Source organism: Halolamina salifodinae, assembly GCF_017874235.1.
Lineage (GTDB): Archaea > Halobacteriota > Halobacteria > Halobacteriales > Haloferacaceae > Halolamina > Halolamina salifodinae.
This window is the reverse complement of the sequence record NZ_JAGGLC010000004.1, coordinates 201,326-225,318: the sequence shown is the minus strand read 5'-3', so window position 1 is coordinate 225,318 and position 23,993 is coordinate 201,326. Positions and strand designations below refer to the sequence as shown.

Genomic DNA, 23,993 nt, shown 5'->3' with positions numbered 1-23,993 from the left:
TCCTTATGGCCGCCGGAACGCCCGCATCCGATCCCGGCGCTTGCTCGACTCCGAGAGCAGTTGGGCGAACCCCCGATCCGCGAAGATGCTCTTCCAGTCGCGGTGGTAGAGCGGGAACTCGTCGTTGACGTAGGAGACGTCGGCGTCCTCGCTCGCGCCCGCGCCGCGTGCGGACTCGTTCTCGATGGTGAGCAGCAGGTCGCCCGTCACGCGAGCCACCTCGTCGAAGACATCGTCGGCCACGTCGGGGTGGATGTGCTGGAGCGTCTCGATGGTGTAGACGGCGTCGAAGGCGTCGTCCTCGAACTCCGACAGGATCTCCCCGGCGTCGCCGACGTGGAACGTCGCGTCGGCAGCGAGGGCGGGGTACTCCTCGCGGAGCACCTCGATGGCGTCGGCGTTGATCTCGATCCCGTGGAGGTTCCGGAACCCCTCGTCGTGGAGATGCGCGAGGTGGCGCCCGGAGCTACAGCCGATCTCCAGCACGCGCGCCTCGCGGTCGAGATAGTGCTCGAGTAGCTCCCGGATCTGCTCGCTCGCCTCGTTGGGTCCCTTGTGGGCGTAGTACTCCGGCGAGAACTCGCCGGTTCGCTCGGCCCAGTCCTCGCGGACGTCCTCTGGATTCACTGTGTGGGGGTCGGGCCGCGGCGAGTAAAGGCTCGTCGCACCGTCGACGATGCCGGGATCGGCGGCTGCGCGCTGACGGGGACGGACCGAAGGGGTTAAGATGCAAAACCCCATTCGTAGACACGTAATGGCGACTGGTACGGTTGATTTCTTCAACGACACGGGCGGTTACGGATTCATCGAGACTGAGGACGCGGACGACGACGTGTTCTTCCACATGGAAGACGTCGGCGGTCCCGACCTGGAGGAGGGCCAGGAGGTCGAGTTCGACATCGAGCAGGCCGACAAGGGCCCCCGCGCGACGAACCTGACCCGACTGTAAGTCGGCTCCAGTTTCTCGACGCACTACTCCAAACTACTCGGGCGTCCGTGGAAGCGGACCCCTGACTTCAACAGTTCCGAGCGGCAGCCACGCGGTTTCCGGCCCCGCCGCCGAACGTACTTTCCTCGAGCGACGGCCATCCGCAACCGCCTTAGGCCGCGCGGCGCAACGCCGAGCCATGCAACCACGAGCCATCGCGGACCTCTCGACGGCCGAGCGCCGGGCCTTCTTCGACCGGGACGCCGGCGTCGAGCGCGCCCGCGAGGACGTCCGGGAGATCCTCCCGCGGGTACGCGACGAGGGTGACGTCGCGCTTCGGGAGTTCTCCAAGGAGTTCGACGACGTGGAGGTCGCCAACGTCGACGTGACCGCCGAGGCAGAGCGCGCCGTCGAGGACGTCGACGACGACACCCTCGCGGCCATCCGCGACGCTATCGAGAACGTCCGTGCGTTCCACGAGCGCCAACTCCCGACCGACTGGCGTGAGGCGTTCGAGGGTCGCGAACTCGGCCGCCGCTTCCGGCCCATCGAGCGCGCCGGCGTCTACGTCCCCGGCGGCACCGCGGCCTACCCCTCCAGCGCCATCATGGGCGTCGTGCCCGCGAAAGTCGCCGGCGTCGAACACGTCGCCGTCGCGACCCCGCCCGCCGAGGAGATGAACCCCGTCACGCTGGCGGCGATCCACGAGGCCGGCGCCGATGCCGTCTACTCCGTCGGCGGCGCACAGGCCATCGGCGCGCTAGCCTACGGCACCGAGACCGTCGACGCCGTCCAGAAGGTGGTCGGCCCGGGCAACCCGTGGGTCACCGCCGCGAAAGCCGAGGTTCGGGGAGAGGTCGAAATCGACTTCCTCGCCGGCCCGAGCGAGATTCTCGTTCTCGCCGACGAGACGGCGAACCCCGAGTTCGTCGCCAGCGACCTCGTCGCGCAGGCCGAACACGACCCCGAGGCCAGCGTCGTCGCCGTCACCGACGACGCCGCGCTGGCCGAGAAGATCGCCGAGGAAGTCGACCGACAGGCCAGCGAGCGAGAGCGCGAGGAGACGATCCGCGAGGTGCTCGACGCCGACGTCTCGGGCGTGCTGGTCGCGCGCTCGATGCCCGAGGCGGTGCTGTTCGCGGAGGAGTATGCCGCCGAACACCTCTCGATTCAGGCCGACGACGACGAGGCGCTACTCGACCGGATCACCAACGCCGGCAGCGTGTTCCTCGGTCCGTATGCCCCCGTCGCCGCCGGCGACTACGGCACCGGGACGAACCACGTGCTGCCGACCGGCGGCGGCGCGAAGGTCCACGGCGGCCTCTCTGTCGACGAGTTCCTGCGCTCCTCGACGGTCCAGCGACTCGACCGGGACGCGCTCGACTCGCTCTCGGACACCGTGACCACACTCGCCGAGGCCGAGGGGCTGGCGGCCCACGCCGAGAGCGTCCGGGTTCGGCTGCGTGAGGGGAATGAGGGCGAGGAGAGTAGAAAAGGCGGCGAGGACGGCAAGGACGCCGGCGACGGCGACGCGGCCTGATGCCCCGACCTGCCCCGCCCACGTTCGCCGACGCCTGCGAGCGCATCCTCCGGGACCCCGGCGGCGAGCACTCGCTGTACACCACGCTCGCCCCCGTCTTCGACCGGCTGACCGACGAGGAGCGCGTGAAGGGCGACTTCGAGGCCGTGCAGGCGTTCGCCCCCGAATCCGGCAACGCGCTGGAACTCGGCTGCGGCGTCGGCGCGCTGCTTTCGCATCTCTCGAAGCGCTACGACCGCGCGTTCGGCGTCGACGCCCACCACGAACTCTTGCGGTTCACGCACCACCGCGCGCCCGCGGCGGACGTCGCCCGTGCTGACCCGCTGGATCCGCCCACGGATCTGCAGTTCGGCGCCGTCGTCGCGATGGCCGGTCCCGCGGCGTCGCCGGCCGTCGCCGACCCCGCCGAACTGATCCAGACGGCCGCCGAGCGACTGACAGAGGACGGAACGCTGCTCTACCGCGCGGTCACCGACGGTGACGTGATCCGGGCGGGCGTGGAGTCGGTCGGCGTGTTCACGGGCAGCGGCTACCGCCTCGAGCGTTCGGTGACGGACTTCCCGACCGGGGCAGGGATCGACCTCCGGATGGGCTACCGCGCGACCGACGTGGCGGAGGGCGAGTCTGCGACGACCAGCGAGACGATCACGGTGCCGGTCCACGACGCCGACGCGATGCGTGCGGCGGCCGACGAGGCCGGGTTCGGCGACGTTCGCCTGCTGGATGCGGGCGGCACGACACTGCTGGTCGCGCGTGCCTGAGCAGTTCAGTCCCGCTTTGACTCCACACCTTCGGCCGCGCCGTCTTCGGGATCAATCCGGACCGTCGAGATCCGGCTCCCGTCCACGGCGGTGACCTCGGCGACGTAGCCGTCGAGGTCGACGGTATCGCCGGGTTCCGGGGCGCGGTCGAGGCGACTGAGCACTAACCCGCCGACGGTTTCGACCGCCTCGTGAGCGAACTCGGTGTCGAGGGCGTCGTTGACCGCCGCGATCCTGACGCTGCCGTCCACGTCGAACCCCCCGTCGCCGCGCTGGCGGATCGACGGTCCTTCCGCGGCGTCGAACCGATCCCGGAGGTCGCCGACGATGGCTTCGACGACGTCCTCGACGGTCGCCAGGCCCTCGAAGGCACCCCACTCGTCGATGACTGCGGCCATCTGGCGGCGGTCGCTGCGGAACTGCAACAGCAGGTCGCTGATCGCTGTCGTCTCGGGGACGACCAGAATCTCCCGTGCCAAGTCGCCCGCAGTCGTCGCGTCGGCGTCGGGGTCCTCGCCCGCCCGCAGCAGGTCCTTCACGTCGAGGACGCCGACGACCTGCGTTGGATCGTCGGCCTCGACGACCGGATAGCGGGTGTGTTCCTCCTCGAAGACGACCGACCGAACCTCCGCGAGCGACGCGTCGGCGGGCAGACTCACAACGTCCGGGAGCGGGACCATCACCTCCCGGACGACGGTGTCGTCGAGTTCGAACACGCGTTCGATCATCGCCACTTCGGCCACGTCCACGTCGCCCTCCTCGCCCGAGCGGGCGAGTACCCGGCGAATCTCTCGCTCGCCGAGGGTCTCGTCGGACTCGGAGGCCGGCGGGACGCCGAGTGCGTGAGTGAACGCGTTGGCGGTCCCGTTGAACACGACGATGCCCGGGTAGAACAGGAGGTAGAACAGCTTCATCGGCGGTGCGAGGTACAGCGAGAAGCGTTCGGTCTGGGCGATGGCGAACGTCTTGGGCGCGAGTTCGCCGAACACCACGTGGAGGAACGTGATGATGGAGAAGCCGATGCCGATGGCGATGAGGTGGACCAGCGTTGGCGGCAGTAGCGAGCCCAGAACCGGTTCGAGCAGCGACGCGATGGCGGGTTCGCCGGCCCACCCCAGTCCCAGCGAGGCGAGGGTGATGCCGAGTTGGGTGGTCGCGAGGTAGTTGTCGAGGTCCGTCATCACGTCCTGCAGCGCGCCTGCGCCGGCCCGGCCCTCCTCGGCGAGCTGCTCGACGGAGGTGGCACGGACTCTGACGAAGGCGAACTCGGCGGCGACGAAGAAGCCGTTCAGCCCGACGAGGAGGAGTGCGACCAGCAGCCGCCCGAGCGAGAGCGCGACGTCTACCATCGGCACGGTCGGCGGCCGACGACGTTCGTGTGCGAGGCGTCCATACCGGCCAGTCCCGCGCGCTCCACTAAAAGGGTCCTGTGCGGGCGCCGCCGATGTCGGCGGCGTCGGGCGCCGACGGCTCGTGTTCCACAAGCAACTTACCGCTCTCCCGCCGTATTCGACCCATGTACCACGTCGTCGGCGGCGGGATCGCCGGACTCGCGGCCGCCTACAGCCTGAAACAGCGCGGCCACGAGGTCCGCATCTTCGAGGGGAGCGAGCAGCTCGGCGGGCTCGCGGCCAGCTACGAGACCGCCGGCGACCCCATCGAGAAGTTCTACCACCACCTCTCGAAGTCCGAGCAGACCATCGTCGGCCTCGCCGACGAACTCGGCGTCGGCGACCGGATCGACTGGCGACTGGGGAAGAACGCCTACTTCGTCGACGGCGAGGCGTACCCGATGGACACGCCCTGGGAGATCCTCGCGTACCCGCACATGAACCTCTACGACATCTTCCGGCTGGGGATGCTTACGATGGAGGTCGACGTCCGCGGCGGGATCCCCTCCTTCGACACGTACGAGGACCTCACGGCGTTCGAGGACGTCCCGATCAAGCAGTTCCTCGTCGAGCACACCACCCGCGGGGTGTACGAGAACTTCTTCGAACCCCTGCTTGACGCGAAGTTCGGCGACCGGAAGGAGGAGGTAAGCGCGGCGTGGCTGCTGGGCCGGATCAAGTTCCGCGGCGAGCGCGACCTGCTGCGCGGCGAGATCCTGGGCTACCCGGACGGCGGCTTCGACGCGCTGCTGGAGCCCCTGATCGAGGAAGTGGGCCGGGACACGGTCCAGACGAACACCCGCGTCACCGACCTCGGGACCGAGGACGGCGAAGTGGCGACGATCACTACCGAGCAGGGCGAGGAGACGGAGACTCACGACACCGACGGCGTCGTCGTGGCGACGATGCCCAACGTGCTCGAAGGGCTGACGGGCTACACCTGCGAGATCGACTTCCAGGGCGCGGTCTGTGCGGTGGTTACGATGGACCGCCCACTGACGGACACCTACTGGCTCAACATCGCCGACGACGTGCCCTTCGGCGCCCTGATCGAGCACACGAACTTCGTGCCGCCGGAGCGCTACGGCGGCGACCACCTGCTCTACGTCGCCTCCTACGTCCAGAGCGACGACGAGTGGCTGGCGACAGCCGACGATGAGGAAATCGAGAACCGCTGGCTCGGCGCCATCGAGGGGATGCACCCAGAGTTCGACCGCGAGCACGTCGAGCAGTTCCGGCTGGCGAAGGCCCCGCGTGCGGCGCCGATCTACGAGCGCGGGTATCTGGACATGGTCGTTCCGTACGATCTGGAGGCGGAGGTCGCCGACGGCCTCTACTACGCCGGGATGGCCAGCGAGTCGCAGTACCCCGAGCGGAGTCTCGACGGCGGCATCGTCGCCGGCTTCGAGTGTGCGAATTTGATCGATCGGAAAGCTGAGTAGGAGTTTTGCTTGGCGGATGGTGCGGTGGCCGTTTTCTCGACTATTGTCTACCGAGTCAGCGACAGCACCAGCAGCTCGTTCGTTGGCAACTTATGACCGCAGGGCGCCGGGGATGAACCCCGGCGCAGCGTCGAGTCCCCACCCCTCCCCCCGCGCTCGCCGACCGCTGGCGAGCGCGAGGCATCCACCGCACCCGCGGCCGGCGGTGGCGCGAAGCGGTCGCCGCGCCATCGGCGACCCAGCGCGAGGGATGAAGGAGCAAAGCGACTGAATCGGATGGGGAGGGCGTGGATGCGGCGCGGTGCGGTCACAAGTACTCAAGGGAACTCCGCGGTACTGTTCGCGGTCGCGGAACCCTACCAGAAACCGCCCAAAACTCCGTCTACTCTACAAAATCCCCAGCCTCACTCACCCGGCTCGTCGATCTCGTCGCTCCGATCCCCGACCACCACGCCGTCCTCCGTCTCCACGTACACGTCATCGGCGAACCCCTCCGCGGCGTGGGGGTGCTCGGGGTCGTCGAGGTTCTCCGGCGTCGACGGCGCCTCGGGTATCTCACCCTCGCGGAACTCCCCCAGCGGGTCGTCGATGGTGATGCCGTGGCTTTCGAAAAAGTCCGCGTAGCGGTCGTAGTGAGCCTCCACCTCGTCGACGGGGAACTCCATCATCTCCGTCCAGCCGTGGTTGTAGAAGTCGAAGTTCGCCTGCAGGTGGGTGATCTCACGGGCCTCCGCCTCCGGGTAGCCCGCCTCCAGCGCGGCGAGATACGTCGCCATCGTGCAGTCGAAGAAGGTCTCGAGGTGGGGCTCGCGCTCCGCACGGCGCCCGTCGGCGGCGCGCTCGCCGAACACGCGTGTGTGGAGGTCGACGAGTTTGTCGTTCATTTTCTCGCCCACGACCGGCATCGTGAGTGCCTGCTTCGCCGCGAAATGACGGACGTTCTGGCGGAGCTTCATCTGTCTGGCCGTAGCACCGCGACAGCCTTGAACCCAGCGAGCGCGGCATCTACGCCCGAAACGCGTGGCGAGAGCCGTATGGCAACCCACATTAACCCCCGAATCCAAACGCCATGGCATGAGTCAGTCGTTCGTGATCATCGGGGACGGTGTCGCGGGGAGTTCCGCGGCGGAGACGCTGCGCGAGAACGCCCCCGACGCCGACATCACCGTCATCACCGACGAGGGGGAGGCCCTCTATAACCGTATTCTGATCAAGGAGTTCGCGAAGGGGAAGCTTCCCGAGGCGCCTATCTCCATCCACGACGAGTCGTGGTATGCGGAGCGGGATATCGACCTCCAGCTCAACACCCTCGTCGTCGACATCAACACGGACGCCCACGAGGTCACGAGCCACGAAGGCGACAGCTACGAGTACGACAAACTGCTGATCGCCACCGGCGGGACGCCCGCACAGCTTCCGGTCGACAACTCCGACGCGGAGGGGGTCCACCACTTCTGGACGTTCGAGGACGCCCGCAAGATCAAGGCCGACGTGGAGGAGGCCGACACCGGCGTCATCGTCGGCGCCGGCCTGCTGGGCATCGACTTCGCGGCCATCTGTGGCGCCCAGGACGTCGAGGCCAACTACCTGATGCGTGGTAACGCGTGGTGGCGCTACGCGCTCAGCGAGGAGGGCGCCGAGATCATCCACGACGCGCTGCGCGAGCGCGGGGTCACCCCCGTGTTCGACTCCGGCATCGATCACTTCGAAGTCGACGACGACGGCCGCATCGAGTCGGCGGTCGACCCCGACGGCAACGAGTACGACGCCGACTTCGCCGGCGTCGCCATCGGGCTGGACATCAACACCGAGATCCTCCGCGGAACGGGGATCGAGTACGACGGCGAGGGCATCGTCGTCGACGAGTACATGCAGTCCAACCTCGAGGACGTGTACGCGGCCGGGGACTGCACGAAGTTCGACGACCTGATCCTCGGCGATCAGGCCCAGAACGGCGCGTGGGGCTCCGCGAAGGCACAGGGCGAGTGTGCGGCCAACAACATGCTCGACTACGGCACCGACGAGTTCCGCTGGGTCTCCTCGTACTCGATCACGCACTTCGACTTCCCGTTCCTCTCCTTTGGCCACCCGACGATGGGCGACGACAGCGTCGATCAGAAGTACTCCGACACGGAGTGGCGCCGCCTCGCCCTGAAGGACGGCCGTATCGTCGGCGGCGTCCTGATCGGCGACTTGGCGCCCCAGTCGGCGTACAAGCAGTTGATGCGTGAGGGCACTCGCGTCGACACCGAGAAGGAGACATTGATGCAGCAGTCCTTCAGCGTCGACGACCTCGAGGCCCCGGTCGCGGACGACTGATCTGACCGGCGACGGCCGGCCGGGCTGGGCGACTGATCTGACCGGCGACGGCCGGCCGGGCTGGGCGACTGATCTGACCGGCGACGGCCGGCCGGGCTGGGCGACTGATCTGACCGGCGGTAGTCGGCCGGGCTGGGCGACTAAGCCAGCAACACCGAAGTCGTTTTGCGGAGACCGCTCTCAGAGACCGTATGGACTCCGGCGGCTCCTCGGACATGACGCTCGCGTTCGAACTGGACGCGCTGAAGTCGCTCGCCGACCCCAATGAGGTGTTCAACGACGCCCGCGGGTGGACGAGCTACGTCGGCGTGGTCAGCGACGAACCGACCTACGTGGTCACCAACTTCACACGCAAAGAGCGCATCCGACAGGACTTCTTCTCGGGCCCGCGCGGCGTCGAGGAGAGCCTCGAGAACGTGAAAAAGCAGTTCGACACCGAGCGCCACGTGCTCATCGGCGTCTCGGAAGACCACCGCGAGCAGGCCGAGGCGGTCGACTGGGAGTATCTCCCGCTCGAGAACGCCGCCGAGGCGGCCGACTGGGAACTCGCCGACGAGGAAGACGAGGCTGATCACTTCGAGGAAGGAGAGCAGCGCGACGACTGGCCATAGCCAGCGACGGCGAGCGAACTGCTGCGAGCTCCGGCTCGCAGCCACAGAGCTTGACGCCGTCGCTGTGCCGTAGCCAACGACGTCGACGAGAATCTCCGATTCTCGCCTGCCAGCCGGACGTAGTCCGGCGACGGCTAACGACCCACCGCGACCTCCGTGTCGCGGTCACGGAGACTGCGCCGTGGCTGTGCCGTAGCCAGCCGCGTCTCGCGGCCTGATTTCTCGTTCGCCGACGGTCGAGCTTACGCCCGCGCGTGCGCCAGCGCGCGTGCCGCTTTCAACACAGTAATCCCCCAGGGGGCCGCAGGATCGGGTAATGAGTCACCAGCTTCCGGACGTGCAGGCCGGCGAACCCGACGTGAGCGTCGGGCTGAGTCAGGTCGGCGTCACGGGCGTCGAGAAGCTCGTCGAACTCGAAGGCGAGGACCGACCGTACGTGCTGACCGCCGAGTTCTCCGTGTTCGTCGACCTCCCCAGCGGCCGGAAGGGGATCGACATGAGCCGGAACATGGAGGTCATCGACGAGGTGCTCGAGGCGGCCGTCGACGGCGAGACCGACCGCGTCGAGGCGCTCTGTGGCGATGCCGCCGAGCGACTGCTGGCCAAACACGAGTACACCACCACCGCCGAGGTCAACATGGAGGCCGAGTGGATGCTCAAAGAGGAGACGCCCGCCAGCGGCCGGCCGACCCAGAGCACGGTCGACATCGTCGCCTCCGCCGTCGCCACTGAGGAGGAGACCAGAGAGGAGATCGGCTGCCGGGTTACGGGGATGACGGTCTGTCCCTGCTCACAGGGGATGTCCGAGTCCCGCGCCCGCGAGACCCTCGACGACCTGGGCGTCGACGAGGAGACCGCCGAGGCGTTCCTCAATGAGGTACCTCAGCCGGGGCACTCCCAGCGCGGCCACGCCACGCTGACGATCACGCAGGACACCGAACCCGACGTGGATCTGATGGACCTGATCGAGATCGCGCGGGACTCGATGAGCGCGCGCATCTACAACATGGCCAAGCGCCCCGACGAGGACCACATGACCTACGCGGCCCACGCCAACGCGAAGTTCGTCGAGGACTGCGTGCGCTCGCTGGTCAGCGGCGTCATCGAGACCTACCCCGATCTGGACGACGACGCGACGGTGTACGTGAAACAGGAGAACGACGAGTCGATCCACCAGCACGACGCCGTCGCCGAGCGGGAAGTGACGATGGCCCGTCTCCGGCAGGAGATCGGCGGGTAGCTACTCCCCCGCAGTGAGGAGTTCGGCTTCGTCCCACCGCGGGTCGAACGTCTCGCGTACGTCGGCGCTGAACTCCCGATCTTTCAGGTCGAGCATCGCGAACGGTTCACGGGGCGTGAGGGGGTTGGGAACCTCGATACAGGCCTCGACGCCGTCGATGAGGTGGAACGATCCGGTCACGCGGTCGGTGGTCCGTACCTCGAACCCGGGGTGATCGGCCAACTCCGACTCGTAGCGCTCGAGCACTGTAGCGGGGAGCGTGCTGATCAGGTCCGGGCCGAGCAACACCGACACCTCGGCGCCGCGCTCGAGGGCGCGCTGGAACGCCGCGGCCACCTCGTCGCCGTACTCGCCGACGTCGAACTGCGGCGTCGGCCCGCCGGCGACGGCGATGACGCGCTCGTCGGCGGTGTCGAGGCGTTCGATCAGGAGGTCCGCGCTCTCCTCCGGGCCGACGACGGCGGTCCAGAACCCCTCTTCGGTGGGGACGCCAGCCTCGAGGTCTGCCTCCAGTTCGTTGACGGCGGACTCGTACTGGGACTCCTGCTCCGCTAACTCATCGCGTTTGGCCTCCAACAGTCGATCCAGCGCCGCCTCGGGTTCGACGGCGACGTACTTCTTGGGGCGGCTGGCGGCCTGACTCCGAACCAACCCCCGCTGTTCCAGATCCTTCAGTACGTCGTACACCCGGCCCATGGGCACGTCACTCGACCGTGAGAGCTCCTTTGCGGTGCTCGGCGAGTCGTCGAGCAGCGCCCGATAGGCTCGCGCTTCGTACTCCGAAAGCCCCAGGTCGCGTAGATTTGCCATGCGTAGCGGTCTCTACCCCGGCCGTGAAAAACTCACCGGAGGTTTACCCGTTGATTCCGTTGTCCGCGGTGGTTCCCTACTCGTTGCGGGCCGCGACTCGTTCCATCAGCGTCTCGGGATCGGCCGCGGGGGCATCGACGCCGACGACGCGCGCAGTGCCTCGCTCGAGATCCGGCGCGACCGACTCGTCGGCGTTCGGCACGACCACTTTCTCGTGGTCGGCCACCCGGAGCGCAGCGCGGTGGAGATCGCTGCCCGGGTCGTCGGCGACGGCGACCGTGAGGGGATCGTGGACGAGTCGGCTGGCGGCGGTGCCGTACTCCGCGACCTGCACGCCGATACGGTGGGACGCGCCGGCGAAGGCGCCGACGGTCTCGTGGGCGATCTCGTGGTACTCCTCCTCGCCGGTCAGCGTCGCGAGGTCGACTAGCGAGTTCGCGAGCGCGGCGTTGCCGTCCAGCGGGCGCAGCGGGTGGTCCAGGAGCCCGACACCCTCCGCGGGCCCGTCGCGGAACGAGCCGTCCTCGTGGAGCGTCTCGATGGCGTGGTCGGCGACGGTCGCGGCCACGTCGGCGCCGTAGCCGATAGTCTGCTCAGCGCGGGTGAACGCGCCGACGACGGCCGCAAGGTCCGAGAGCACGTCCCGCGGGCCGGTCTGGCCGCGCTCGCGGAAGTGAACGACCGAGCCGTGCTCGATCAGGTCGCGTTCGAGGTAGTCCAGCACGCGCTCCCCGTACTCGCGAGCGCGCTCGTCGTCAGTGTAGCCGTAGTAGGTGAGGAGGGCGTCGGCAGCGAGGGCGTTGCCCCCAGCGTAGGCCGTGAGGTCGGTCCGGGGCTGACGGGCGTTCGCGCGCTCCTCGGTGTTCTTCCGCCAGTACTCCGCCCCTTCGCCCGGGCCGACGCTGCCACCGACGGCGACGCCCGACCAGAGGTCGTCGGTGAGGAACTCGATGGTCGATTCGGCTGGCTCGCGGTAGGCCTCCTCGCCCGTATAGACGTAGGCGTGGGCGAACGCGCGCAGCAGGGTCGCATTGGTGTCCAGCAGTTTCGCGTGGTGGACGTCGCCCCAGTCCTGCCGGCCGGCGTAGCGGAAGAAGCCGCCGGCGACGTCGTCGAGGAGGTGGTCCCGGACGGCGTCGAGGGTGCGCAGGGCCTGATCACGCTCGCGTTTGAGCGCGAACTCCACCGTCCGGGCCAGCGGGAACTTCGCGCTCTGGCCCCACCCGGCGAATCGCCCATCGAACTTCTCGCCGAGTTGGCCGGCGATCTGTTCCTCGATAGCGGACCCGACCTCGCCCGCGGGCGGGAGGTCGCCGGCAAGCGCGCGCGGGACGCGCCCGGCGTCGTCGCCCTTCTCGGCGTAGGTCTCGCCCACGCGGTCGAGCACCTGTCGCATCCCGTCGGGCGCGAGCGCGGTCGCAGTGGAGATGACCTCGCCGTCGGGGGTGAGGAAGACCGTCGAGGGGAACCCACCCGCGGCGTAGCGCTCTCGGATCCGGGGCTCGCGGTCGGCATCAACGCGGATCGGGACGTAGCGGTCGTTGATGTTGGCCGCGATGTTCGGGTCCGCGTAGGTGGTCGCGTCCATCTCGTGGCAGTCGACACACCACGTCGTCGAGAGCGAGAGCAGTACGGGGACCGACCGCTCGCGGGCCTCGTCGAAGGCGTCCTGACCCCACTGGCGCCACTCGACGCGGGTCTCTTCTTGCATGGGTCTCGGTGGGGGTGTTTGGGGGTAAAGCGTGTCGGAGGCGAGGCTGGTAAACGCCGACTGAAAGGAGGCGGCAAACAGCCTCGATAGGCGAGCGGGGAGCGCAGCGACCCGCGAGCGAGAAGACCCGGAAACGCAGCAAAGCAACCGTGAGGCGGTAAACAGCCTCGATACGCGAACGGAGAGGGAGTCCCGCTCGTTTGCAGCCGGCGACGAATAGACTCGCACGCGCAACGAAACAGAGCCCCCCACGATCCACCCGGCCGAGCGAACTAACACGCACCCGGCCATACCGTCGCCTATGTCCGAAGAGACCGACGTGTCCATCGACGTGGAGGTCGAGGTCGAAGTCGACAGCGAGGAACTGGGGATCGAGGCGGGCGACGAACGCGAGATAGAGGCCGAACTCGAGACCGACGGGATCGAGGTCGAACTCGAACTCGAAATCGAGGGCGTCGACGCCGAAGAGGCGGAGGAAGAAGTGGAGGAGGAAGCCGAGGCTGAGGAGTCCGAAGAACCGGAAGACGAGACGCCAGTCGTCGACGAGGAGCACGTCACGACCGCCGAGGAGGAGGGCGCGGAGGGCGAGACGTTCGAGGTTGGCTCCCCCGAGGACGAGGAGTAACCGACTACGGCTCGTGATCAGCAGCGACCTCGGGGTCGCTGCCCGGAGCGTGTTCTCGGGCCGTGTGTAACCGACCACGGCCTGCCGCGGCCGCTTGGAGGACGGGAGCGGCGGCCTTTTTGCCCGCCAGCCCCCTCTCACGACCATGTCCAAAGCAGGCGGCGAGCGGCTGGAGCTACCCTGTGGCGAGACGGTCTCACTCACGTCGCTCGACCTCGGGATGCGCGAACTCGACTGTGACTGCGGCGACTCGCACGCGGTGGTCATGGACATGCACCCGCCGACGCGCTTCTTCCCGGAGTTCCTCGTCGACACGCTGGAGGAGGCCGTCGAGACCACCAGCGAGGAGATGCCGGACTTCGGCACCCCGCACCTGATGGGGATGGTGATCGAGGAGTTCCCCGAGCAGGTCGCGGTCGCCGACGCCAGCGACGAGGGCGACGTGGGGTTCGCGATGGTCTGGATCGCCGGCTTCGACTCGCGGCGACTCCACGAGGTCATCGTGGAACTCGTGGTCGAACTGATGGAGCACGCCGTCTCCCACGCCGAGAGCGAGCGCGCGATGACCGAGTTCGAGGAGAAGATGCTGGAGTTCGACGTGAGCGCGTTCGTCGAGCAGTACCGCGACGAGCGCGACCTCGACCCTGAGCCGTACGTCTAGTCCTCGACGCGCTCCAGCACGACGCCGTCGTCGAAGCGCCCCCGCTCGGCTGCTTTCTTCTCCCGTACCGCTTCGAGTTCGTCCTCGTCGACGCCGAGCTGACGCCGCAGCGCGTCGAGCACTTCGAGGACGTCCGCCAGTTCGTCAGCGCTGGGCTCGGCCCGCAGTTCTGCGGTCTCCTCCGCTAGCTTCTCGAACAGCCGTTCCTCGTAAGCGTCGCCGTCGACGACGTGAGTGACGGGTGTCTCGCCGTCGGCCTCGATGACCGCGGGGATGTCGTCGCGGACCAGTTTGTCGTACTCGCGGGACACGCTCGGCGCCACGGCCGGGGGCGGCATTTTGGTTTCGACGGTGTGTGTCGAACCGGACCGTGTTACGAAATTCGTAATCCTGCTTCGGACCTCGTAGCTATTCGCCGAGCTTATTACGATTCACGTATTCGGGTGGAGTAATGACGGAGACCGGCAGCGACGGCGTGGTCGTCGATGGAGGAACGACTGAGACGACCACGGAAGACGGCGTGGTCGTCGAGGCAGGGACCGAGAACGCGGGCGGCGCCGGCGAGGGCCGGACCATCCTGCTGATCGGCAGCGGTCCCATCCAGATCGGACAGGCCGCCGAGTTCGACTACTCGGGCGCACAGGCCTGCCGGGCGCTGCAGGAGGAGGGCGCCGAAGTGGTGCTCGTCAACTCCAACCCGGCGACGATCATGACCGACCCCGAGACGGCCGACCGGGTGTACGTCGAACCCATCACCCCCGACGCCATCGCGGAGGTCATCCGCAAAGAGCAGCCAGACGGCGTCATCGCCGGCCTCGGCGGCCAGACCGGGCTGAACGTCACCGCCGAACTCGCCGAACAGGGCGTGCTCGAGGAGCACGACGTGGAGATCATGGGCACGCCGCTTTCCACCATCTACGCGACCGAGGACCGCGACCTGTTCCGCCAGCGCATGGAGGATCTGGGCCAGCCAGTCCCGGCGTCGACGACGATCACGCTGGACGACGACGAGTCCGCGACCGAACTCGACGAGGCCGCGCTCAAGGAACGCGTCGAGGCCGGCGTCGAGGCAGTCGGCGGCCTGCCCGTGATCGCCCGCACCACCTACACGCTGGGTGGCTCGGGATCGGGCGTCGTCCACGAGATGGACGAACTGCTCGAACGTACGCGCAAGGGCCTGCGCCTCTCGCGCAACGACGAAGTGCTGCTCACCGAATCGATTTCGGGCTGGGTCGAACTGGAGTACGAGGTGATGCGCGACGCGGGCGACTCCTGCATCATCATCTGCAACATGGAGAACCTCGACCCGATGGGGATCCACACGGGCGAGTCGACGGTCGTCACGCCCTCGCAGGTGATCCCCGACGACGGCCACCAGGAGATGCGCGACGCCGCACTCGAAGTGATCCGTGATCTGGGGATTCAGGGCGGCTGTAACATCCAGTTCGCGTGGCGCGACGACGGCACCCCCGGCGGCGAGTACCGCGTCGTCGAGGTCAACCCCCGCGTCTCGCGTTCCTCGGCGCTGGCGTCGAAGGCGACGGGCTACCCCATCGCCCGCGTCACGGCGAAGGTCGCGCTGGGCAAGCGCCTCCACGAGATCGACAACGAGATCACCGGCGAGACGACCGCGGCCTTCGAGCCAGCGATCGACTACGTCGTGACGAAAGTGCCGCGCTGGCCCATCGACAAGTTCGAGGACACCGACTTCACGCTCTCGACGGCGATGAAGTCGACCGGCGAGGCGATGTCCATCGGCCGCACCTTCGAGGAATCCCTCTTGAAGGCGCTCCGTAGCTCCGAGTACGACCCCGCGGTCGACCTCGACGCGCTGGAGGACGAACAGCTCCGCGAGGAGTACCTCGAGCGCCCGAGCCCCGACCGCCCCTACGCCATGTTCGAGGCGTTCGAGCGCGGCTTCTCCGTGGAGGAAGTCGTCGAAGCGACCGGGATCTACGAGTGGTACGTCGAGCGCTTCGCCCGCATCGTCGAAGCCAGCAAGGAGGTCGTCGACGGCGAGTTCACGCCCGCGGCGGTCGCGGGGTTCACGAACGCCGAAATCTCCGCGCTGGCGGGCAACGTCTTCGAGGACAGCAGCCTGACGTGGCTGCCCGAGACCCGCGGCGCGTGGCGCGAGGCCGCCGAGCCGGCAGCCGACCCTGCAGCCGAAGCGGCCGCCGCTGGCGCTGCTGAAGGCGAGGGCCTGCCCGTCTCCGCCGAGCGCGCCGGCGTCGGCGAGGTGGAGGCCACCGTTCCCGGTCGCACGTACAACCAGGTCGACACCTGTGCCGGCGAGTTCGCGGCGTCGACGCCGTACTACTACTCCTCGCGCAAGCCCGCGACGTTCACCGGGCCGTTCGAGGGTGACGCCGCCGCGGGTGAACTGCAGGTCGACCGCGACGCCGAGAGCGTCGTCGTGGTCGGCGGCGGCCCGATCCGTATCGGGCAGGGCGTGGAGTTCGACTACTGTGCGGTCCACGCGGTCCGCGCGCTCTCGGAACTGGGCATCGACGCCCACGTGCTGAACAACAACCCCGAGACGGTGTCGACGGACTACGACACCTCCGACGGCCTGTTCTTCGAGCCGATCACCGCCGAGGAGGTCGCCGACGCCGTCGAGGCGACCGACGCCGACGGCGTGATGGTCCAGTTCGGCGGCCAGACCTCCGTCGACGTGGGTGAACCGCTGGAGGCGGAACTCGAGCGCCGCGGCCTCGACTGCGAGATCCTCGGCACCAGCGTCGACGCGATGGACCTCGCGGAGGACCGCGACCGCTTCAACCGCCTGATGACCGAGCGCGGGATCAAGCAGCCCGCGGGTGGCTCAGCGACCAATGAGGAGGAAGCCCTCGAACTGGCCCACGAGGTCGGCTACCCCGTGCTCGTGCGCCCGTCCTACGTGCTCGGCGGCCGCGCGATGGAGATCGTCTACAGCGACGACGAACTCCGCGAGTACGTCGAGGAGGCAGTCCGCGTCTCCCCCGAGAAGCCGATCCTGATCGACTCGTTCCTCGAGGACGCGGTCGAACTCGACGTCGACGCCGTCTCCGACGGCGACGATGTCCTCATCGGCGGCGTGATGGAGCACGTCGAGAGCGCGGGCGTCCACTCTGGGGACTCCGCCTGCGTGATCCCGCCGCGCTCGCTCCCCGAGGAGACGCTGGGGCGCGTGCGCGAGGTCGTCGAGGAGATCGCCGACGCGCTCTCGACGGTGGGCCTGCTGAACGTCCAGCTCGCCGTCAAGGACGGCGACGTGTACGTGCTCGAAGCGAACCCGCGTTCCTCGCGTACCGTCCCGTTCGTCTCGAAGGCGACCGGTGTCCCGATCGCCAAACTCGCCGCCCGCGCGATGGCCGGCGAGTCGCTGGCGGAGATCGACGCCACCGAGCAGATCCCCGAGCAGCCGAGCGTGAAGGAGGTCGTGCTGCCGTTCGACCGCCTGCTGGACTCGGACCCCCGCCTCGGCCCGGAGATGAAGTCGACGGGCGAGGTCATGGGCACCGCCGGAAGCTTCGGCGCCGCCTACGGCAAGGCACAGATCGCCGCCGGCAACGAGATTCCCGAGGATGGAACCGTCGCCATCGACGGCGACTGGCCCGCGGACGTGCGTCTCACGTTCGGCCAGCATCTCGACCTGGTGGAGCCCGAGGACCTCGAAACGGCGCTGATGGAGGACAGGATCGACCTGCTGCTCTCGACGGAGCGTGACAGCCTCCGCACGGCCGTCGACGAGGAGGTTCCCTACCTCTCGACGGAGGCCGCGGCCCGTGCGGCGCTGGAGGCGCTGGAAGCCAGTGAGGCCACCGATGGGCCGCTCGCCGGCGTCGACGTGGCCGCGCTGTCGGACCGTCCGACGAGCGAAGAGAACTGGGGCTGAACCCGGACGCCGTTCGGGCCGCCGTCAGTTCGGCTATCCGTCGACGATGGGCCCGTCGACCGCGAATGCGCTGATCGCGCTGTTTTTCGATCACTTCCGAGACCGACGCGACGCCACCCGGATAGCCGCTACTCTAGCTTGTTCAGCGCCTCGAAGAACTCGGCATCCGGGCCGGCGATCCGGATCGGAGTGTCGGCGGTTCGAACCGTCACCATCGTCGGTAGGTCGGGGCTCCGGGTCACCCGGCCGTCAACAACGACGTGGGCCGTCTCTCTGCCGGTGAGTCGGACAGTGACCTCGCTGTCGGGTCCGACCGCCAGTGGCGGCATCCCCTCGTCGGCACACATCTCGTTGACGACCATCGCGCTCACGTCGGGGTGGACCAGCGGCCCGCCCTCAGAAAGGTTGTACGCGGTCGAGCCGGTCGGCGTCGCGACCAGCGCGCCGTCGGCATGGCCCGAGGAGAACAGCGAGCCGTCGACCCGGATTTCCAGATCGACGCCGCCCGCGCGGCCGCGCTGGGGCCCCTGCAGCACGATTTCGTTAACGGCGGTGGGGCTCTCCCAGCCCTCGCCGGCGGCGACGAGTCGGGGCGCCTCGCGAACCGAGAGATCGTCCTCGCGGAGGCCGTCGACGGCCAGCACCACTTCGTGGATGGCCGTTTCGGGCCCGATGGCGTTGAGGAAGCCGACCTCGCCCAGGTTGACGCCGAGGATCGGCGTGCCGCCGACGCCGCGGGCTGCGAACAGGAACGTCCCGTCGCCGCCGATGGCGACCACGAGGTCGCAAGCGTCCATCTCGGCGACGGGGTGACCGGCGTCGTCGTGGTCGCTCGCGGTGGCTTCGTCGAGCCACACGTCGACATCGTCCTCCCGAAGGCGGTCACGGATCTCCGCCGCGAGGAACGACGCCCGCTTGTTGTCCCGCTTGGCGACGATACCGACCAGCATGGTCGGCGGTTCCACCGCCGCCGGCAAAAGCGCGCGGATCCGCCCCTGGACGGACAAGCTTCATTTGCGGGGGCGCCGACAATCGCGTAATGACTGTGCGCATCGCGGAGGTGAGGTCGAGATGAGTGACGAGGAGGAGGAAGACTGGTTCGAGCAAGCGATGCGCGAGGGCGAAAGCGAAGGCGAGAGCGGTTCTCCGAGCGCGGCTGCGGACGCCGAGGAGGAGGCTGGCGAAGAGCCGGAGCAGACCGCGGAAGCGGAAAGCGAGACTGCCGAGTCCGAGGAGACGCCGACTGATTCGTTCGGTGGATTCGGTGACGAAGAGGAGGCAGACCCCTTCGGCGGTGCCGGGGGGCCGGGTGAGGAGCAGGCGGACCCGTTCGGTGGGTCCCGCGGTGGGGGCGACCAGAGCGACCCGTTCGGCGGATCCCGCGGTGAAGCGGCGGAGGGGCAGAACTCGTTCGGTGAGGGAGATGGCTTCGGCGGCGAGCAGGACGGATTCGGCGGCCGCGCCGGCGGTCGTGAGACAGGCGGCGACCAGGGTGGGTTCGGCGGCGGCTTTGGCGGGGACGAAGGATTCGGTGGCGAGGAGGGGTTCGGCGACGAGGCCGAGTCGTTCGACGAGGCCGAACTCGACTCCGACATCGACCGGGTCAACGTCGGGATCGAGGGTCTCGACGAGATGATCCTCGGCGGAGTTCCCGAACGCTCGCTGATGGTGTCCATCGGCGCCGCCGGGACCGGGAAAACCACGGTCGGGCTCCAGTTCCTGACCGAGAGCCTCGAGAACGACGAGCGAGCGATCTACATCACGCTGGAGGAGTCCCGGGAGGCGATCCTCTCGACGGCCGAGGAGAAGGGCTGGCCGTTCCGGGAGTGGCGCGACGAGGGACGGCTGGCCATCGTCGCGATGGACCCCATCGAGATGGCGAACTCGCTGGCGTCGATCCGGAGCGACATCTCGCGGCTGGTCGAGGCGTTCGACGCCGACCGACTGGTGCTCGACTCGGTCTCGCTGCTGGAGATGATGTACGACCACCCGGCCGAGCGCCGCTCGGAGGTGTTCGACTTCGCGCGCTCGCTCAAGCGCGCCGGGGTGACGACGATGCTCACCTCCGAGGCCAGCAGCGACGACGCTTACACCTCGCGGTACGGGATCATCGAGTACCTCGTGGACGCGGTGTTCATCCTCCAGTACGTCCGGCCGTCGGACTTCCGGGAGACCAGACTGGCCGTCGAGATTCAGAAGATCCGGGACGCGAACCACTCCCGCGAGACCAAACCGTACGAGATCACCAACGAAGGGATCTCGGTGTACCGGCAGGCGAACATCTTCTGAAGCTCTCCCGCGGTGACGGCCAACCGCGGGAGTGCGAAACTCGGCCGCGGTGACGGCCAACCGCGGGAGTGCGAAACTCGGCCGCGGTGACGGCCAACCGCGGCCATGTGAACGGCGGGGTCGTCGTCGTCGCCGTCCCGCACCCGCCGGAGTAAAGAACGCTCCCGGCGACGGTTGCGTATGGCCAGTTTCGCCCGCGGAATACTCCAACGGCTGTTCAACCGCGAGTTCCGGCCGGCCGACGTGGCCCAGCAGTTGGTCGGGGGGTTCCTGCTCGCGGGCCCGTTCGTCGTCACCGAGGAGGTCTGGGTGCTCGCGGGCCACATGAGCGCGTTCCAGTGGGCCGTCGTGGTCGCGATGGTGTTCGCCATCGGCTGGGGAGCGCTCTACCGCGCCGACAGCGGCCGCGACACCGACGACGAGACCGAGGTGGCCGGCATCCCCTACCGGTTCGTGACGCTGATGTTCGTCTCCTTCGGGTCGGTGTTGCTGCTCGCACTCAGTTTCGCCGCGCCGGAGACGTTCGAGGCCGGAATGTTTCGGACCGCGAAGGCGGTGAGCATCGGCGCCGTCTTCGCGGTTGTTGGGGCCGCGACCGCTGACAGCGTGTTCTAACCGTCGACGGCGCGTGACCGGCAGCGACCGTCGGGTCGCTGCAGGGAACTCGATGCCGTCGACGTGTGTCGACCAGCAACGGCGCTCGTCCGTCGCGCGCTCCGTCGCCGACGCCGCCCATGCAACTCCGCGAACTGGCCACCGACGACGGAGTTAAATCCCCATCACGACTACCTATCGCCAACAGTGAGCGCGACGGTCGAGACACGCCGGGACCCTCGCGGCGACGCGACCCACGAGGCCCGGGCGTGGGAACGCAAAGAGCAGATCCGGCGGGAGGAAGCCATCCTGAAACAGCGGCGCAGTTTCTTCAGGGACGCCTACCGCCGCGCGGACTGCCGGCTCCTGTTCGTCGACGACGACCTCGCGGGCTTCGTCTCCACCCGGCGTGACGGCTACATTCTCTTTCTGGCCGTCGCGCCGGAGTACCGCGGCGAGGGGTTCGGCGAGCGACTGGTCGCCGACGTGGCCCGGGACCACGAGTCGGTGAGCTGTCACGCCCGCGCGACCAACGAGGACGCGCTGGGGTTCTACCGCCACCTCGGCTTCGAGACGATCCGCCGTATCGACGGCTACTACGAGGACGGCGGCGACGCCTACTACCTCAAACTCGGGCAGGACCGGTCGCTCTCGGAGAAACTGTCGGAGTTCGTTCGGCGCTAACGCACGACTTGAGCAGATCCCTGTGGTGAAACAACCGGTAAGTGGGGTTGGAGATGTCACGGTGCCCGAAAGATGAGCAACATGGAAAAACTGGGGTAGACTATTAACTATTATATCACTATTGGGACCTATAGCTCCCACACCCCCTGTAAGCCATTCGTGGACCGGATTTAATATGCCCTTCCAAAGACATTCCCGTACGGCTATTACTGTCCGAACTCTATCCCGTAATCAATATAACGATCACTCTGCATACCTTTAATATTCCTTGCAATAGTTCGTCCGCTACCACAGTCGGCCGTTCTATTGGTCTTCTCACCGTATGATGTTATTGTGACAATCGCAGCGCTATCCCCACCATTTGTCCGAATAACTACACACAAACATAAAAGTTCTGTAAGTGTAGAAGGTATATAAGAATCCAGTATAATATCGGATTATGAACCGCCGGAGTTACTTGAGAACGATTACTGTAGGAAGCACCACAACACTCGCCTCTTTGAGTGGGTGTGCAGCGCTGTCTGACCCGGCGTCGGAGGCCAAAGTCAAGAACGAACAGACTGCACCGAGCGAATACAATATTGATTGTGAACTGGAGATGACGAACAGCAGGTACTCCGAGGATTCACCTGTTCAGTTGAAGGTGTCGTACACGAATATTGGGACAGACAGACGGATATCCAACTGCGCTCCATTCGTCAAAAGCGAACAAGCGAGCCTCGATGCATCACTCTGGCTCTGCCATCCGAATCAAGTAGAGATCTCAGAAGATAACGAAAAACGATGGCAAGTTGACACGGAGGTAAATCCGGATCAAATTCCGCTGGGGGTCTGCACGCTTGGGGACTTCAATGCAAACGATACTATTTCGGAGCAGTACTATTTGCTCGACAACAGCAATACAATGGGGTATCTTACACCGGGCAGCTATACGTGGGAAACCGCTGTCGTTCTCGCGGGGAACGGCCCGACACCTAAAGACCCCTCCAAAGTTGAGACAGAATCCTTTACGTGGGGGTTCACGATTGAACTGCTGTAATTCCAAATATTCTCCGAACTAGTGGCGTGAGAAAGTGGCGGCCTTGTTAAACATCTATTAGTTAGACAGCGAAGGGGGTGAAACATATCTCAGATAGGTGTCCTGTACTTACCGACCGCCTCCGAACCTATCGGGAGCGGTCGACAGCGCCGGCCTTTTGCTGTGGGTCCCGACGGGCTCTCGCGAAGGCTCGACCATCGATTGACCTACTCGTTTCGCTCGTTTGCGGTTAGTTCAGCGCTGCCTCGAACGCCGTCTCCAGATCGTGCTTCAGGTCGTCGACGTGTTCGACACCGACGCTGACCCGGATCAGGCCGTCTTTCAGCCCCGCCGCCTCGCGCTCTGCCTTCGGAATCGCGGCGTGGGTCATCGTCGCCGGCTGTTCGATCAGGCTCTCGACGCCGCCGAGCGACTCGGCGAGGGTGAACACCTCGGTCTCGGCAGCGACCGTTCGGGCCTGCTCCAGCGTGCCGTCGAGTTCGAAGCTGAGCATCCCGCCGAAGTCGTCCATCTGCTCGCTCGCGAGGTCGTGGTCCGGGTGGTTCTCGAGGCCGGGGTAGTAGACGCGGTCCACGGCGTCGTGGTCCTGCAGCCAGTGGGCCAGTTTGCTGGCGTTCTCGCAGTGGCGGTCCATCCGGACGGGTAGGGTCTTCGTCCCGCGGAGCACGAGGAAGCAGTCAAAGGGCGACGGCGTCGCGCCCACGGAGTTCTGGTAGAACGCGATACGGTCGTCGAGTTTGGCGTCGTCGGTGATCAGCGCGCCGCCGACCACGTCGGAGTGGCCGCCGAGATACTTCGTCAGCGAGTGGCTCACGATGTCGGCGCCGTGCTCGAGGGGTCGCTGGATCATCGGCGTCGCGAACGTGTTGTCGACCGCCGAGAGCGCGCCGTACTCGTCGGCGATGTCGGTCAGCGCGTCGATGTCGTTGACGTTGAGCAGGGGGTTGGTCGGCGTCTCGACCCAGAGGAGTTCCGTGTTCTCCTGCATCGCGTCGCGCACGGCGTCGTGGTCGGTGGTGTCGACGAAGTCGAACTCGAGGTCGTAGTCCTCGTACACCTGCGTGAAGATGCGGTGGGTGCCGCCGTACACGTCGTCGCCGGCGACGACGTGATCGCCGGACTCGAGGAGGTTCAGGACGGTGTTGATCGATCCCATTCCGGAGGAGAAACAGCGGCCGAACTCGCCGCCTTCGAGGGCGGCGAGGTTCTCCTCGAGGTCCGTGCGGGTGGGGTTGCCCGTCCGGGAGTACTCGTAGCCGCGGTGGTCGCCCGGGGCGTCCTGTTTGTACGTGGAGTTGGCGTAGATGGGCGTCATCAGAGCGCCGGTCCCCTCGTCGGGCTCCTGGCCGGCGTGGATGGCGCGGGTCTCGATGCGCTCCTCGGTGGCGTCGTCGCTGTCGTCGCTCATACCCCTGCTGGGGGCGGTGGGGGCCTGATTGTTGCGCTTCCGGCGCGGCTGGCGGGGTGTCTC

General features: G+C 67.2%; 22 protein-coding genes. 14 read left to right on the top strand and 8 right to left on the bottom strand.

Going from position 1 to position 23,993, the window contains the following annotated elements:
• Window positions 1-3 precede the first annotated feature (3 nt).
• Complete coding sequence (locus J2753_RS10610; RefSeq protein ID WP_321168810.1) at window positions 4-627, bottom strand: class I SAM-dependent methyltransferase; 624 nt, start codon at window positions 625-627, stop codon at window positions 4-6.
• A 127-nt stretch (window positions 628-754) separates the two neighbouring features.
• Between J2753_RS10610 and J2753_RS10605 the strand changes: the two genes are divergently transcribed.
• The 3 genes from J2753_RS10605 to J2753_RS10595 all read left to right on the top strand — a co-directional run bounded on the left by J2753_RS10605 (window position 755) and on the right by J2753_RS10595 (window position 3,229).
• Window positions 755-949, top strand: a complete 195-nt coding sequence (locus J2753_RS10605) for a cold-shock protein (RefSeq protein WP_049980416.1) — start codon at window positions 755-757, stop codon at window positions 947-949.
• A gap of 178 nt (window positions 950-1,127) precedes the next feature.
• Window positions 1,128-2,468: a histidinol dehydrogenase gene (gene hisD / locus J2753_RS10600; protein WP_209492023.1), complete on the top strand. Its 1,341-nt coding sequence runs from the start codon at window positions 1,128-1,130 to the stop codon at window positions 2,466-2,468.
• Window positions 2,468-3,229 carry a class I SAM-dependent methyltransferase gene (locus J2753_RS10595; protein ID WP_209492022.1) on the top strand — a complete coding sequence of 254 codons (762 nt, stop codon included), beginning with the start codon at window positions 2,468-2,470 and terminating at the stop codon, window positions 3,227-3,229. Before hisD ends, J2753_RS10595 begins: the two co-directional genes overlap by 1 nt.
• A 5-nt stretch (window positions 3,230-3,234) precedes the next feature.
• Here J2753_RS10595 and J2753_RS10590 read toward each other — a convergent pair whose 3' ends face one another.
• Window positions 3,235-4,578, bottom strand: coding sequence for a hemolysin family protein (locus J2753_RS10590; RefSeq protein WP_209492021.1), 1,344 nt, complete (start codon window positions 4,576-4,578; stop codon window positions 3,235-3,237).
• A 167-nt stretch (window positions 4,579-4,745) separates the two neighbouring features.
• On the opposite strand from J2753_RS10590, the gene J2753_RS10585 reads away from it, so the two are divergent.
• Window positions 4,746-6,062, top strand: coding sequence for an NAD(P)/FAD-dependent oxidoreductase (locus J2753_RS10585; protein WP_209492020.1), 1,317 nt, complete (start codon window positions 4,746-4,748; stop codon window positions 6,060-6,062).
• Window positions 6,063-6,466: 404 nt separating this feature from the next.
• Here the strand turns inward: J2753_RS10585 and J2753_RS10580 are convergent, their stop codons facing one another.
• Window positions 6,467-7,018 carry a DUF6149 family protein gene (locus J2753_RS10580; RefSeq protein ID WP_209492019.1) on the bottom strand — a complete coding sequence of 184 codons (552 nt, stop codon included), beginning with the start codon at window positions 7,016-7,018 and terminating at the stop codon, window positions 6,467-6,469.
• A 118-nt stretch (window positions 7,019-7,136) separates the two neighbouring features.
• Between J2753_RS10580 and J2753_RS10575 the strand changes: the two genes are divergently transcribed.
• The 3 genes from J2753_RS10575 (at window position 7,137) to mptA (ending at window position 10,232) form a co-directional block, all read left to right on the top strand.
• The gene (locus J2753_RS10575; protein WP_209492018.1) at window positions 7,137-8,381 is read left to right on the top strand and encodes an NAD(P)/FAD-dependent oxidoreductase; all 1,245 of its coding nucleotides are present in this window, start codon (window positions 7,137-7,139) and stop codon (window positions 8,379-8,381) included.
• Between the two features lie 191 nt (window positions 8,382-8,572).
• On the top strand, window positions 8,573-8,992 hold the full coding sequence (locus tag J2753_RS10570) for a DUF7124 domain-containing protein (protein ID WP_209492017.1): 420 nt from the start codon (window positions 8,573-8,575) through the stop codon (window positions 8,990-8,992).
• 316 nt (window positions 8,993-9,308) lie between these two features.
• Window positions 9,309-10,232 (top strand): GTP cyclohydrolase MptA, encoded by a 924-nt coding sequence (mptA, locus tag J2753_RS10565; protein ID WP_209492016.1) that lies wholly within the window; start codon window positions 9,309-9,311, stop codon window positions 10,230-10,232.
• Here mptA and J2753_RS10560 read toward each other — a convergent pair whose 3' ends face one another.
• Window positions 10,233-11,042 carry a TrmB family transcriptional regulator gene (locus tag J2753_RS10560; protein ID WP_209492015.1) on the bottom strand — a complete coding sequence of 270 codons (810 nt, stop codon included), beginning with the start codon at window positions 11,040-11,042 and terminating at the stop codon, window positions 10,233-10,235.
• A 76-nt stretch (window positions 11,043-11,118) separates the two neighbouring features.
• Window positions 11,119-12,753, bottom strand: a complete 1,635-nt coding sequence (locus tag J2753_RS10555) for a DUF255 domain-containing protein (RefSeq protein WP_209492014.1) — start codon at window positions 12,751-12,753, stop codon at window positions 11,119-11,121.
• A 301-nt stretch (window positions 12,754-13,054) separates the two neighbouring features.
• Here J2753_RS10555 and J2753_RS10550 point away from each other — a divergent pair, with 301 nt between their 5' ends.
• Window positions 13,055-13,378 carry a hypothetical protein gene (locus J2753_RS10550; RefSeq protein ID WP_209492013.1) on the top strand — a complete coding sequence of 108 codons (324 nt, stop codon included), beginning with the start codon at window positions 13,055-13,057 and terminating at the stop codon, window positions 13,376-13,378.
• Between the two features lie 145 nt (window positions 13,379-13,523).
• Window positions 13,524-14,039, top strand: coding sequence for a DUF5815 family protein (locus J2753_RS10545; protein ID WP_209492012.1), 516 nt, complete (start codon window positions 13,524-13,526; stop codon window positions 14,037-14,039).
• Here J2753_RS10545 and J2753_RS10540 read toward each other — a convergent pair.
• Window positions 14,036-14,350, bottom strand: coding sequence for a nucleoside triphosphate pyrophosphohydrolase (locus tag J2753_RS10540; RefSeq protein WP_209492011.1), 315 nt, complete (start codon window positions 14,348-14,350; stop codon window positions 14,036-14,038). The two genes, J2753_RS10545 and J2753_RS10540, sit on opposite strands and share 4 nt — an antisense overlap.
• A 140-nt stretch (window positions 14,351-14,490) precedes the next feature.
• Here J2753_RS10540 and carB point away from each other — a divergent pair, with 140 nt between their 5' ends.
• Window positions 14,491-17,916 (top strand): carbamoyl-phosphate synthase large subunit, encoded by a 3,426-nt coding sequence (carB, locus tag J2753_RS10535; RefSeq protein ID WP_245334593.1) that lies wholly within the window; start codon window positions 14,491-14,493, stop codon window positions 17,914-17,916.
• 128 nt (window positions 17,917-18,044) lie between these two features.
• On the opposite strand, the gene J2753_RS10530 is transcribed toward carB, so the two are convergent.
• Entirely contained in the window at window positions 18,045-18,866 is an 822-nt protein-coding gene (locus J2753_RS10530; protein WP_209492010.1) for an NAD(+)/NADH kinase, read from the bottom strand.
• A gap of 121 nt (window positions 18,867-18,987) precedes the next feature.
• On the opposite strand from J2753_RS10530, the gene J2753_RS10525 reads away from it, so the two are divergent.
• From J2753_RS10525 to J2753_RS10510, 4 genes are all read left to right on the top strand, one after another.
• Window positions 18,988-20,205, top strand: a complete 1,218-nt coding sequence (locus J2753_RS10525) for a KaiC domain-containing protein (protein ID WP_209492009.1) — start codon at window positions 18,988-18,990, stop codon at window positions 20,203-20,205.
• Window positions 20,206-20,385: 180 nt separating this feature from the next.
• Window positions 20,386-20,820 carry a DUF2391 family protein gene (locus J2753_RS10520; protein WP_209492008.1) on the top strand — a complete coding sequence of 145 codons (435 nt, stop codon included), beginning with the start codon at window positions 20,386-20,388 and terminating at the stop codon, window positions 20,818-20,820.
• A gap of 186 nt (window positions 20,821-21,006) precedes the next feature.
• Window positions 21,007-21,483, top strand: coding sequence for a GNAT family N-acetyltransferase (locus J2753_RS10515; RefSeq protein ID WP_209492007.1), 477 nt, complete (start codon window positions 21,007-21,009; stop codon window positions 21,481-21,483).
• A gap of 439 nt (window positions 21,484-21,922) precedes the next feature.
• A complete protein-coding gene (locus J2753_RS10510; protein ID WP_209492006.1) occupies window positions 21,923-22,522 on the top strand; it encodes a hypothetical protein in 600 nt (199 codons plus the stop codon).
• Between the two features lie 229 nt (window positions 22,523-22,751).
• Here J2753_RS10510 and J2753_RS10505 read toward each other — a convergent pair whose 3' ends face one another.
• The gene (locus J2753_RS10505; protein WP_209492005.1) at window positions 22,752-23,930 is read right to left on the bottom strand and encodes a cystathionine gamma-synthase; all 1,179 of its coding nucleotides are present in this window, start codon (window positions 23,928-23,930) and stop codon (window positions 22,752-22,754) included.
• Window positions 23,931-23,993 lie beyond the last annotated feature (63 nt).

Bases quoted from the DNA above. Each gene is read 5' to 3' on its own strand.
- J2753_RS10520 (WP_209492008.1), top strand. From the start codon at position 20,386: ATGGCCAGTTTCGCCCGCGGAATACTCCAACGGCTGTTCAACCGCGAG.
- mptA (WP_209492016.1), top strand. From the start codon at position 9,309: ATGAGTCACCAGCTTCCGGACGTGCAGGCCGGCGAACCCGACGTGAGC.
- J2753_RS10530 (WP_209492010.1), bottom strand. From the start codon at position 18,866: ATGCTGGTCGGTATCGTCGCCAAGCGGGACAACAAGCGGGCGTCGTTC.
- J2753_RS10580 (WP_209492019.1), bottom strand. From the start codon at position 7,018: ATGAAGCTCCGCCAGAACGTCCGTCATTTCGCGGCGAAGCAGGCACTC.
- J2753_RS10590 (WP_209492021.1), bottom strand. From the start codon at position 4,578: ATGGTAGACGTCGCGCTCTCGCTCGGGCGGCTGCTGGTCGCACTCCTC.
- J2753_RS10550 (WP_209492013.1), top strand. From the start codon at position 13,055: ATGTCCGAAGAGACCGACGTGTCCATCGACGTGGAGGTCGAGGTCGAA.
- J2753_RS10605 (WP_049980416.1), top strand. From the start codon at position 755: ATGGCGACTGGTACGGTTGATTTCTTCAACGACACGGGCGGTTACGGA.
- J2753_RS10560 (WP_209492015.1), bottom strand. From the start codon at position 11,042: ATGGCAAATCTACGCGACCTGGGGCTTTCGGAGTACGAAGCGCGAGCC.
- carB (WP_245334593.1), top strand. From the start codon at position 14,491: ATGACGGAGACCGGCAGCGACGGCGTGGTCGTCGATGGAGGAACGACT.
- J2753_RS10575 (WP_209492018.1), top strand. From the start codon at position 7,137: ATGAGTCAGTCGTTCGTGATCATCGGGGACGGTGTCGCGGGGAGTTCC.
- J2753_RS10525 (WP_209492009.1), top strand. From the start codon at position 18,988: ATGAGTGACGAGGAGGAGGAAGACTGGTTCGAGCAAGCGATGCGCGAG.
- J2753_RS10555 (WP_209492014.1), bottom strand. From the start codon at position 12,753: ATGCAAGAAGAGACCCGCGTCGAGTGGCGCCAGTGGGGTCAGGACGCC.
- J2753_RS10570 (WP_209492017.1), top strand. From the start codon at position 8,573: ATGGACTCCGGCGGCTCCTCGGACATGACGCTCGCGTTCGAACTGGAC.
- J2753_RS10545 (WP_209492012.1), top strand. From the start codon at position 13,524: ATGTCCAAAGCAGGCGGCGAGCGGCTGGAGCTACCCTGTGGCGAGACG.
- J2753_RS10510 (WP_209492006.1), top strand. From the start codon at position 21,923: ATGAACCGCCGGAGTTACTTGAGAACGATTACTGTAGGAAGCACCACA.
- J2753_RS10585 (WP_209492020.1), top strand. From the start codon at position 4,746: ATGTACCACGTCGTCGGCGGCGGGATCGCCGGACTCGCGGCCGCCTAC.
- J2753_RS10505 (WP_209492005.1), bottom strand. From the start codon at position 23,930: ATGAGCGACGACAGCGACGACGCCACCGAGGAGCGCATCGAGACCCGC.
- hisD (WP_209492023.1), top strand. From the start codon at position 1,128: ATGCAACCACGAGCCATCGCGGACCTCTCGACGGCCGAGCGCCGGGCC.
- J2753_RS10595 (WP_209492022.1), top strand. From the start codon at position 2,468: ATGCCCCGACCTGCCCCGCCCACGTTCGCCGACGCCTGCGAGCGCATC.